Origin of the sequence: Nocardioides sp., assembly GCF_004803405.1 — a bacterium.
GTDB classification, from domain to species: domain Bacteria; phylum Actinomycetota; class Actinomycetes; order Propionibacteriales; family Nocardioidaceae; genus Nocardioides; species Nocardioides vastitatis.
Genome location: NZ_SSXI01000227.1, coordinates 77,162 through 87,332, shown reverse-complemented (window position 1 = coordinate 87,332; position 10,171 = coordinate 77,162). Strand labels below are relative to the sequence as shown.

At 64.9% G+C, this 10,171-nt stretch carries 10 protein-coding genes; 4 read left to right on the top strand and 6 right to left on the bottom strand.

The features are described 5' to 3' along the window. The first annotated feature begins 384 nt into the window (after positions 1-384). The 3 genes from E7Z54_RS16190 (at position 385) to E7Z54_RS16180 (ending at position 2,313) form a co-directional block, all read left to right on the top strand. Positions 385-759: a hypothetical protein gene (locus E7Z54_RS16190; RefSeq protein WP_136435409.1), complete on the top strand. Its 375-nt coding sequence runs from the start codon at positions 385-387 to the stop codon at positions 757-759. Beyond that, positions 759-1,712 (top strand): HAD family hydrolase, encoded by a 954-nt coding sequence (locus tag E7Z54_RS16185; protein WP_136435407.1) that lies wholly within the window; start codon positions 759-761, stop codon positions 1,710-1,712. Before E7Z54_RS16190 ends, E7Z54_RS16185 begins: the two co-directional genes overlap by 1 nt. Before the next feature lie 82 nt (positions 1,713-1,794). After that, positions 1,795-2,313, top strand: coding sequence for a hypothetical protein (locus E7Z54_RS16180; protein ID WP_136435405.1), 519 nt, complete (start codon positions 1,795-1,797; stop codon positions 2,311-2,313). Positions 2,314-2,586: 273 nt separating this feature from the next. Here E7Z54_RS16180 and E7Z54_RS16175 read toward each other — a convergent pair whose 3' ends face one another. The 4 genes from E7Z54_RS16175 to mobF form a co-directional block, all read right to left on the bottom strand. Further along, a complete protein-coding gene (locus E7Z54_RS16175) occupies positions 2,587-3,633 on the bottom strand; it encodes a P63C domain-containing protein (RefSeq protein ID WP_136435403.1) in 1,047 nt (348 codons plus the stop codon). Positions 3,634-3,754: 121 nt separating this feature from the next. Then, positions 3,755-3,964, bottom strand: coding sequence for a helix-turn-helix domain-containing protein (locus E7Z54_RS16170; protein WP_136435401.1), 210 nt, complete (start codon positions 3,962-3,964; stop codon positions 3,755-3,757). Position 3,965: 1 nt separating this feature from the next. Beyond that, complete coding sequence (locus E7Z54_RS16165) at positions 3,966-4,178, bottom strand: hypothetical protein (RefSeq protein WP_136435399.1); 213 nt, start codon at positions 4,176-4,178, stop codon at positions 3,966-3,968. Positions 4,179-4,323: 145 nt separating this feature from the next. Further along, positions 4,324-6,987, bottom strand: a complete 2,664-nt coding sequence (gene mobF / locus E7Z54_RS16160; RefSeq protein WP_136435397.1) for a MobF family relaxase — start codon at positions 6,985-6,987, stop codon at positions 4,324-4,326. A 241-nt stretch (positions 6,988-7,228) separates the two neighbouring features. On the opposite strand from mobF, the gene E7Z54_RS16155 reads away from it, so the two are divergent. Then, positions 7,229-8,083, top strand: coding sequence for a nuclease-related domain-containing protein (locus E7Z54_RS16155; RefSeq protein ID WP_206056302.1), 855 nt, complete (start codon positions 7,229-7,231; stop codon positions 8,081-8,083). A gap of 12 nt (positions 8,084-8,095) precedes the next feature. Here E7Z54_RS16155 and E7Z54_RS16150 read toward each other — a convergent pair whose 3' ends face one another. Together E7Z54_RS16150 and E7Z54_RS16145 are read right to left on the bottom strand one after the other, a co-directional pair. Beyond that, on the bottom strand, positions 8,096-9,808 hold the full coding sequence (locus tag E7Z54_RS16150) for a DUF2075 domain-containing protein (RefSeq protein WP_136435395.1): 1,713 nt from the start codon (positions 9,806-9,808) through the stop codon (positions 8,096-8,098). Next, complete coding sequence (locus tag E7Z54_RS16145) at positions 9,795-10,115, bottom strand: nucleotide pyrophosphohydrolase (protein ID WP_136435393.1); 321 nt, start codon at positions 10,113-10,115, stop codon at positions 9,795-9,797. Before E7Z54_RS16145 ends, E7Z54_RS16150 begins: the two co-directional genes overlap by 14 nt. Between the last annotated feature and the right edge of the window lie 56 nt (positions 10,116-10,171).

The window sequence follows — 10,171 nt, the reverse complement described above, 5'->3', positions numbered from 1 at the left end:
GCGGCGCCGCGAATGAGGGTGAAGCCTGGCGTGGTGTTCGCCAGGATCTTTAGCTGCTCGGGGGTCGGCGTTACTTCGGCGAGAATTCGCATTGCGCCCTCCCGGGCCGATCGGGGCCCGGCACTCCGGGCTCACATGTGAGAATCGTAACTGATCGAGCCCCAATGGTGTCGCGCGCGGGCATACGCCACGCCGCCGGTGAAATCTGCGACATCATCTACTGAATACGCGTGCGGTCTCCTTCGTGAGCGAGCGCCAGCCGGTCATGGTCACCCTGGCAGAGTCGGACGTCCTACGGGTTCCGCCCAAGAGATGAAGAGTTCACCTGCTGCAACGCGTGCGTCCTACTACGGTGTGCCGTAACGGGTGGACAGAGAGGCAGACATGAACGAGATGCATTACCGATCAGCGTCTTCCTTTGGTGGAAGGGACGCGTTGGACGCCGCACGGCAGGCTTGGGAGTGGCACGGAGAGATCTGCCATGTGCGAACCAACGAGAGCCAGACCGATGGGGTGGTGGGCGCGCTGGACCTGCCGGACCGTCGGCACGTCGAGGTCTTTGTAGACAGCGTCGACGATGACGTATTGTCCACGGTCGAGAAGTGGGCCGTTGCCGACGAATGGGTCATGCGCGCCGTGCTGCCACTCGCCGGACTCGGTCGTGCTCATGAAGCGCTTCGCGAGCGCGGTTGCGAACTCCAGGGCTACTGGGTGCGTGACGATGGACGGGTCGCCTTTGGGCACGTCGAAATGGCCTGATGCCGCCCGCCATCTATACCCAGAACGTAATCGCGCTTATCTGGGATTTCGACAAGACTCTCACACACGGCTACATGCAGGAGCCGCTCTTCGAGGCGTATGACGTCGACGCCAGGACCTTCTGGGATGAGTCGAACGAGCTGGCGGAGTACTACTCACGTGTCGGGTGCAAGGTGTCGAAGGATACGGTCTACCTCAACCACATGCTCTCGTATGTTCAGCACGGCGTTTTCAAGGACCTCACGAACGACAAATTGCGTGAGATTGGCGCGGCAATCGAACTGGCTCCTGGGATTCCAGAATTCTTCGACCGGATGCGCCAGTTGGTCTTGGCCAACGAGCGCTATCGCCGCCACGAGGTCCGTGTCGAGCACTACGTCGTCTCGACTGGCCTACGGGCGATGATTGAAGGAAGCAAGTTGTTCAAGCACGTTGATGGTGTGTGGGCATGCGACTTGCTGCCAGCGGCCGCGCCACCGGGGTACCGCGAACAACTTGAAGCAACGTCCGAAGTCGTCGCGCAGGTGGGCTACACGATCGACAACACGAGCAAGACGAGGGCGATCTTCGAAATCAACAAGGGCGTCAACGTGCAAGAAGGTGGTCGCGTCGACGTAAACTCTGTCATTCCGGAAGACTCTCGCCGGGTCCCGATCCGCAACATGATTTACATCGCTGACGGCCCAAGCGATGTACCGAGCTTCTCGGTGATAAACAAGATGGGCGGCAAGACGTTTGGTGTCTACGCGCCCGGCGAAAGCAATTACAACAACGCCGCCGAATTGGAAGAACAGGGGCGCGTGAACAGCATCGCGCTTGCCGACTACGGCGAGGGCACGGCGGCAGACATGTGGTTGAGCCGCTCTATTAGGCAGATCGCCGACGGCATTGTCAGCAACCGTGAGCGCGCGCTCGCGTCGTATGGCGCTGCGCCTGGGCACGTCGTCACGTAGGCCAGTCAGTTTCTCGGTGGAGTTCCGCACCGACGAGCCGGTTGGCCACCCCGCCTCGCTGTTTCGATGACAGTATGAGGATATGACGACCGACGAAGGCGACAAGAAGGCTGAAGCTGAACGAGAAGCACTTCAGCACGCGTGGAACTGGTTCGCTATGCACGCTGGCCAGAGAATGCAGGTCATTTCGTACTTTCTCGTCAGCTTCGCGCTTGTGATAGCTGGCTACGGGACCTCGATGCAGGCCGACAACCACGTAGTGGCCGTGGGGATCGCCGTGACGGGCGCCGTCATCACGCTCAGTTTCCTACTACTCGAATCACGAACGCGAGAACTGGTTCAAGCTGTCGAGCCGGCCTTAGCAACGCTCGAAGAGCGCTTGGGAGTGCGCGCATCGCTGCCCGACATCAACATCGTGAAGGGGGTGGACAAGCCACGTCAGCGGTTTCGGAAGTACTCGTTCGTCATCAGGGCGTTGATGTGGGCAGCCACCGTGTTGCTGCTAATCGCGGCGGCCGCAGCGTGGATCGACGCCAGCAATGCCTCAGATCAGATGAATGGACCGCCGTCGCATCACCCTGGGCACAGCCATAGCCGCTGATGGCACCGGTCATGGATGAGCGCCGCTTGGCGGGGGCAGCAGACCCGCGGCGAAAGCCGGAGGGATGCCCGCTTGCCGAATCGAAGCCGGTGCGTCACGTCGGTCATCCGGACACACCGATCTGAGACGGCGGACGAGCCGCATCGGCAGAGAAGCGTGTAGTGCGGATCGTTATCGGGGCAGCATCGCCATTCACTCAGCGGCAACGTAGGGAAACAAGATCCTCATTGCGGGCACCAAAGTGGCGATCCGCCCCCGATCCCTGATTTTCGACTACTGCTTGGGCGCGTCGCGGTAGCTTCCGGGATCGATCACCACAGGCAGCCGCAGTTGCGGTGCGAACGCACGGGCGAACAGGTCCTCGAACTCGCTATTCGAGTTTGAGATGCGCATAAGAGTGATGACCGTCGATATCTGCCGATCGAGGTGAACATTTCCGGTGTCCGCGGTGAGGTGCTGATGGTGGCGGCGCGGACGATTGCCACGCTCATTCTTCGGGTTCAGGCGCTGGAGTTCCTCGGTCACGCCAACCGGGAGGGCGTCGTAGATGTACTTGTTGATGAGCTTGCCAACGTAGCCGGGCCGCTTGCTACTGCGCTTGTCGTAGTCCCATCCTTGCAGTCGATAGATCTGCTCGAAAAACTCGTCGGGGAACACCCGAACCCACTGCCGGAATTCCGCCGAAACGTACGCCTCGAGGATGCTGCGCAATTCGTCGCGCGCGCGACGCTCCTGGAAGCCGGTGGCCTCGTCGACGAGCGCCACGATTCCGACCGTGGCTAGGCCCCGGTACAGAATCTCTGCTGCCGCAGCCGCGCCCATCTGCTTGCTGTCGAGCGCCCCCGCTTTCGCCGCGTCTATGTAGACCAGGCACACGAGCGGAAGCATCTCGGCGCGGTAGCCAAGGGAGCGACCAGACTCACCAGCCACGCGGTACGGGATCGGCTCGTCGAGATCCCTGAGCTGATCGCTGATGAAGGGCTGAAGATTGTTGGCCAGCAGGAAGGGCGCGCGCAGTTCGGAAGTGCCCCTGGTCCGTCGCGACTTCTCGGGGTTTCGCCCGAGCGCTTGCAGAACGGTCGACTGGCTCACCACCCGCGTGCCGTCGTCCAAAACCGCGCAGGCGATGCTCAAATTGCCGATCCGGATCTCTCCGGTGCTCTCCGCAACGTGAACGTCGCCCCAGCGGGCGGCGGCCGCTGCCGCAGCGATCGCACTGCGCTCTTCTGCGCCGAGCTTCGCAGCTCGCGCGCGGCCCCCCTTGCGCGCCAACTCGCTGGCCGCGTCCGCGTTCGGGTCCAGGTCGTTCCGCTCTGACATCAGACTCTCCCAACATGCTTGCCGGCATGCATCGTAGCACGTGCATGCCGGCAAGCATGCGCCCCGCGTCTTGACCCGGCCATGACGCGCTGCATCCGGGACGCACTGACCAGGTCGCAGATCACCAATCCTTTGCCGATGGCACGGGACGCATCATGGCCTCGAGGTCGTCGGTCTTGATCCGGATGGTCTTGCCGCAACGGTAGGCGCGCAGCTCGCCGGCGGCGATCTTGCGGCGGATGGTCTTGGCGGAGAGGCTCACCCAAAGCGCGGCGCCGGTGATGCTCAGCCAGCGGGGTCGCTGGTCGGCCGGACCGGTGGTCGCGGCCATCTCACTCACCGGCCTCGAGGAAGCGGCGGAGTTCGGCGACGGTGGTGTAGAGCCGTCCGTTGCCGTTGAACCTCCACCACTTCGGGCCTCGGTTGAGTCGGCGCCATTCCCTAACTGTGCGCTGCGGCGTACGGATGAATGCGCAGAACTCCTCGAACAGCAGGATGTGGTTGTCGTCCCAGTCGTCGGGGACGCCCAGCGGTTTGATCGTCATGATCGGTCTCCTTGGTTCTGCGAGCACCTGGTGGCGCCCGTGCCCGGAGAAGCAACCGCGACGGCCCGGGATCGGACATCCGCGGCCTCCTCCGGTCACCTATGTGTTGGACGGGGTCGGCAGCGATCACCTGGGGACAAGCTGGTCAGCGACTGATGCCGGGACTGGTCGGACGGCTCGGGTACGGCGGCGGGGGCTCCGTCCCGCGCTGGCTCGCAGCCAGGGCTGCGGCCTGGAGGAGCGCTGCGCCTGTGGGGGCTTGGGTGCCGTAGCGGTCGATGTCCTCGTCGACCCGGGTCGCGGCGTGGCCGGGTCCGAGGTCGGCGCGGTCGCGGCTGAAGACGTCGATCCACTGCTGGCGTGCGTCCTCGACCGAGTCGGCGACCAGATGGGCGACGTTGTTGTGGCGGCCGCGGGTCATGCCGACGTACGCCGCGGCTGCGCCGGTGACCTCGCCGACGACGAGGTGGGCGGAGTCGACCGTCTCCCCCTGGGCACCGTACGCGGTCGAGGCGAAGGCGAGCTCGACGTGTCGGTTGACGTAGTCGGCGGGAAGCTCGCGTTGACCGGCGCGGCCGGTGACGACGAGGCTTCCGTCGTCGCCGATGCCGGCAACTGTCCAGACGTCGCGGTTGGCGACGCCGAGGTCGCGATCGTTGCGGCGCGTTGCGACGCGATCACCGAGACCGATCCGCTCACCCAGGCGGGTGACAGGCTCACCATCTCGCTCACCAACTCGCGCACCAGTGTCGTGGCGGAGGTCGCGGATGGCTGCGTTGATGGATCCGACCAGCTCGCGCGTGTCAGCGATGATCAGCTCGTCACCGGCTGCGCCGATGTCGGCGATTGCGTCGGCGCGCTCGACCTTGCTGGCGTGGACGACGATCTCGCCGCGTGCGACGAGATCGTCGAAGACCTCACCCGGGCGCTCACCGCCGCGCATGAGCAGGCTGAGGTCGGCGTACGCCGGGTCGGCGAAGCGGTGCACCGACTCGAGCTCGAGGTGCGCCTCGGGCCGCACCCACCGCGCGGCGAGGTCCAGCACCCCGCCACGGCCGACGGCGGGCAGCTGGTGACGGTCCCCGAGCAGGGCGACGGTCGCGTGGGCACGGTCGGCGATCGCGAACAGCGCGCGGGCCGTGTCCTGATCAAGCATGCCGGCCTCGTCGACCAGGAGTACGTCGCCGGGCAGCAGCCGTGCGCGGGCGTCGGGACTGGCGTCGACCTGCCACCCGTTTCCGTCGTCGTCCCACCGGAACCCGTGCTGGTGGATGAGCCACGCCGCAGAGAACGCGTCGGTGCCGACCTGTTGCCGGGCTGTCTGCGCGGCCTTGAGGGTGGGGGTGACGACGACGAGTCGGCGGTCGTGGGCGTCGAGTACGTCGCGCGCGGCGGCCAGCGTGGTGGTCTTGCCCGTGCCGGCTGCGCCTTCGATGACGAGCAGACCGGCCTCGCCGGCCAGGGCGGCGACGACCGTCCGCTGAGCGATGTCGAGGTGGCCGGCGCCGTGGACGCGGGGGGCGTGCTCGACCGGTCCCATCGAACGCGTGGCGAGGCTGTCAATCAGCTCTGCCTCAATCGCGAGGACCCGGTCGGAGGTGAGGTTGCGGATGTGGTCGGGTACGTCGGTCCGTTCGCGCAGTGGTCGGCACTCGCGCACTGCACGCGCGGTGAGGTCCTCGGCGAGCTCCACTCGAACGGCTCGATCCACAATGACCCCGACGGACGCGATCAGCTTCTCCGCTTCTCCTCGGATGTCCGCGGCGTTCCACGCGGAGCGCTTCGAGCCCAAGCGCGTGAGCATCAGATCGACGGCGACGTCCCGCCGGAGCCGGCCGACGGCGGTCGGGTCGAGTTGTCTCGACTGGGTCGGCGGTTGGAACCCGAGATTGAGCAGCTCGTCGTTCCAACGCGCCACAAGCTGGGCACCGTTGGCAGGGACGACCTTGTCGGGGCGCGCGTCCGCCCACGCGCGGCGGTCCCAGGTGCGCCGCAGCTTCGGCCCCGGTTCTTCACCGGGATGGTCCGCTCGCCATTCGGCCTCGTAGCGGTCGACGTTGCGGGTGATCTGGGAGGCGCGCTGGCTGAACCGTCCGGCGTACGGCGCGAGCTCCTCGACCTCGCCAGCCTCGTCGAGCGTGTACCCCCGGGCGGCCAGAGCCGCACGGAACTCCGGGTCGCACATGACGGCAGCGTGACCGATGCCGTTGAGTGCCTCGATGGAGTCGACGACGCCGACCGAGTGGAGGCCACGCCACGCACCAGAAGCGAACACACGCGCGTTGATCTGGAGGTGAAGGTGACGGTGCGGGTCGCCGGCACGCGAGGTGTAGTGCCGTACGACGGCAGCCTCGATCTTCTCTACGGGCACCTGGACCTGTCGACCGCGCGGTCCCACGCGCGTGGTCGCGTGCTGTGCGACCCAGTCGATGATCTCCTCTGCGCCGCGCGCCTGCGCGGCTTCGTAAGCAGCGGCGACTTCGGGGTGGAGCGCAGCCGCGAGCGACCAGGTCTTGGGACCGTTGACGACCACCTCGACGAACCGCAGCGCGTGGTCGTCGTCGCGCAGTCGTCCCTTCGCCTGACCGGTGGCGACGTCGTACCCGGCGACCCAATGTTCGTACGCCGCGCCGTCGAGGTCAGGCCGCCGTTCGGTGGCGACACCGTCGTCGCTGACGACGACGGCGTAGTGCTCGGCGACGCCGCTCCCCTCGGCCAGGTAGTAGTCGTCGGCGCGGGAGTGGTCGGCCTCGACGTAGGAGCGGGCGGCGGCTGCGGAGCCGCGGTAGAACTTCACTCCACCGTGCATGATGTGCTCGTCACCGCCCGTCACGTCTCGTCAAAGACCCCTGAAATGACGCTGGCCCGTCCCCGGGGGGACGGACCTTCTACGAACCTTCGTAGCACGCGTGCCGCTCGGTTTGAAGGCTGTTCGGCTGCGAGAGCGGGGGCTGTCTTGGAACTCGTCAATCGTCGTCAGCGCGGGGGGCGCGCTGTCGGGAAGCCGAAAGCCGGGACGAATGTGTTGCTCGACGGTTAGCGTCGCGAGAATGACCGAGGTGCCCGTCCCGGACGAGAAGCACATGCGCCTGCGGTACGCCGGAACGTGTCGGGCATGCGGCGTCGATCTGCCCGCAAGAACGGACGCGATTTACCAGAAGTCGACCAAGACGGTGCGCTGTGTCGAGTGCGTTCCGGCGCCGAGCGAACCCGAAAAGCCTCAGCTTTCCCGGCGCGAGGGGGACCCGACCGAGGTCGAGCCTGGCGTGCCTGGCGGGTCCGCGCGCCGGGAGTTCGAGCGCCGCCGAGCTTCGCGGGAGCAGCGAATCCGAGTGAAGCATCCCCGGCTGGGCGGACTGATCCTTGCCCTTGGCGATGAGCCGCAGTCCACGACGGCCTGGGACACGGGCGCCATCGGAGAAGAGCGTCTTGGCGCTCGACTCAACGAGTACGCATCCGACTCGATACGCGTGCTGCACGACCGGCGGATCCCTGGGAGCAGGGCCAACATCGACCACATCGTCGTGGCTAGGTCAGGCGTCTACGTGGTCGACGCGAAGCGATACAAGGGCCGCCCGACCCTCAAGGTGGAAGGGGGCGTCCTGCGCCCACGAGTCGAGAAGCTCCTAGTCGGTCGGCGCGACTGCACCAGGGTCGTCGACAGCGTGCGGAAGCAGGTTGAGGTCGTGCGCGGCATCGTGGAAGACGACCGAGTAGTGCACGGCGTTCTCTGCTTCGTCGAGGCCGACTGGCCGCTCATTGGCGGCTCGTTCGTCACTCGTGATGTCGACGTCCTGTGGCCCAAGAAGCTCTACGCGAAGCTGAGCGCGGATGGCCCGTGGAGCACCGGGCAGGTGCGCGCCCTCCACCGATTGCTCGGTGGTGCACTGCCACCGGCCCATTGATCATGCGGGTGCCTAGAAGAACTGGCGAAGGTATCTGCGCAGCTCGTCGTCGCACACATAGATGTAGGTACCGAGCATCCCGCGGGTGAGCAGCACTGAATAGATGTTGCGAACGAACCGCAGGATGTCATCGTCGCCGTACGTGATCCCCCGGGCCCGGTTGTTCTCCTTCCCTTTGGCATCGAAGTAGCTAGCCCGGTCGAAGACGAGTCGCTGCTTGGTGGGATCGAAGCAGAGGTCGCGGCCGATGATCACCCCGGCGTAGTTCAGGTCGTAGCCCTGGACTGTGTGAATGGACCCGACTTCATTGATGGAGCCAGCGGAGTTGATCCAGTCGACATCGGTCTTGTTCCAACGCAGCTCGACGCCGTCGAGCACGATGTCGTACGCTGCCGCGTTCCTTCGGCTCAGCCAGGGCCATGCGTAGCCGGCGACAAGGCGTGCGAGTCCGTGTTCGGCGTCGCGTCCTCGGATCGTTCGGTGCATTTCGGCGAGGTCGTCGAACATGCGCAGGTCGTAACCGTCGAAGGCTTCGGGCTCCGGAGGATTTGCCGATAGGACCCGACGCACGTAACCGACGTAGTCGGAGCCGGCCCGAACTCGCATCTGCGTCGCTAGGCGGTAGCGGCGGTGCTGGTCGTCGACCTGGCCGAGGAGCCCGTTCAGGCTGTGCTCGCTGACGTCGTGGGGTCGGACGCTCTGGGCCGAGTCAAACAAAAAGATCTGGTGATCGCTGTTCGCGATGATCCAATCGAGCTGTGTCTTGGCCATGTCGTCTTGGCCGAAGAGACGCTCATTGATCGTGCGGAACTGGGTGTTCTTCTGGCCAGAAGCCTGGCTCGATCGCTGGTTCAGACGATGTGTCTCGTCGACGATCAGCAGGTCAAAGCGCTCGGGATCTTCGCCGACGTCGAAGGGCGTGACGACCAAGGCGGGATCGAGCCCGGGGGTTTTTCGGAAGACCTTCTCGATTGACTTGCGGAGAGACTGCTGCGGCACGACCAGTCCGATACGGAAGCCTTCAAGCAGTTCGGGGTAGCCCTCGACGAAGAACTCGGACAGGATCGAGTCGCTGTCAGCGGGCTCGGTGAGGTCCGCTGTCTTGATGTCCTGAAGCAGCTTCATCAGGTACACGGCGACGACGGTTTTGCCGGTCCCCGGATCTCCTTGAATCACGATGCGGCTCTGACGTTTCGCGTTGATGTCCTCGAACAACCCGCTGAGGATGTCTTCGACAGCGATGGCCTGATCAGGAGAGAGGGCTTTGAAGGGTGAGAGCTTGAAGAGGTCGGTGTTCTCGATCTCGCGTATAGGACGTGTGAACGCGCCGCGCTCGCGCAGAGCCTGGAAGATCGCGTCGAAGGATTCTTGGTAGCTCGCGCGCCGGTAGTAGTCGGCGTCGGTGATGCCGTCGTTTCGGTTTAGAACCTGGAATTTGCCGTCGCCTGCGAAGAGGCGAATCAGAAAGGACTCGAGGTCGAGGCAGACCGACTTATTGAACGTCTCGTCGACGATGACGCGCGCTGCGACGAGTCGCTGCTTGGAGGGGGAGTCAAGGTGCTGCCGCAGTCGGGCGACGGTGTTCAGCGACTCGCCGACGTAGATCTCGTCCGGGTTGTCCAGCAGGTAGACAACGGGCCAGTTGCGAAAGCGGGGATCTCCGACTGCCCACGCTGCGAGGCCGCGGGCGTCGAACGCGAACTCCTCGATCTCAAAGCTGGTCATACTTCGTGCTCCGTCCCCGAGATCGGTCGACGGGGTACTTTGCGTCGGTTCGCTTGAGCTTATCGAGAACTATCTGCTCGGGGTCGACGTCCAGGCGGGCTGCGAGCAGGTGGCAGTAGGTAAGGACGTCAGCGAGCTCGTCGCGCACACGGTCCAAGTCGGCTTCATCGCTCCACTGGAAGCACTCAACGAGCTCGGCGGCTTCGATGACGATGCTCTTTGCGAGATTGGCCGGACTGTGGAACTGAGCCCAGTCACGCTCGTCGACGAAGCGCTCCAGAGCGTCTCGCACTGCTGGTTTCGACATGAGCGGAGCCTAGTTCGCGATGCTCTTCATCGTCGGACCTGGCCTGATCCTTCATG

Coding starts and splice junctions, on each gene's coding strand:
- E7Z54_RS16180 (WP_136435405.1), top strand. CDS start 1,795: ATGACGACCGACGAAGGCGACAAGAAGGCTGAAGCTGAACGAGAAGCA.
- E7Z54_RS16150 (WP_136435395.1), bottom strand. CDS start 9,808: ATGACCAGCTTTGAGATCGAGGAGTTCGCGTTCGACGCCCGCGGCCTC.
- E7Z54_RS16185 (WP_136435407.1), top strand. CDS start 759: ATGCCGCCCGCCATCTATACCCAGAACGTAATCGCGCTTATCTGGGAT.
- E7Z54_RS16190 (WP_136435409.1), top strand. CDS start 385: ATGAACGAGATGCATTACCGATCAGCGTCTTCCTTTGGTGGAAGGGAC.
- E7Z54_RS16165 (WP_136435399.1), bottom strand. CDS start 4,178: ATGACGATCAAACCGCTGGGCGTCCCCGACGACTGGGACGACAACCAC.
- E7Z54_RS16170 (WP_136435401.1), bottom strand. CDS start 3,964: ATGGCCGCGACCACCGGTCCGGCCGACCAGCGACCCCGCTGGCTGAGC.
- E7Z54_RS16155 (WP_206056302.1), top strand. CDS start 7,229: ATGACCGAGGTGCCCGTCCCGGACGAGAAGCACATGCGCCTGCGGTAC.
- E7Z54_RS16145 (WP_136435393.1), bottom strand. CDS start 10,115: ATGTCGAAACCAGCAGTGCGAGACGCTCTGGAGCGCTTCGTCGACGAG.
- mobF (WP_136435397.1), bottom strand. CDS start 6,987: ATGCACGGTGGAGTGAAGTTCTACCGCGGCTCCGCAGCCGCCGCCCGC.
- E7Z54_RS16175 (WP_136435403.1), bottom strand. CDS start 3,633: ATGTCAGAGCGGAACGACCTGGACCCGAACGCGGACGCGGCCAGCGAG.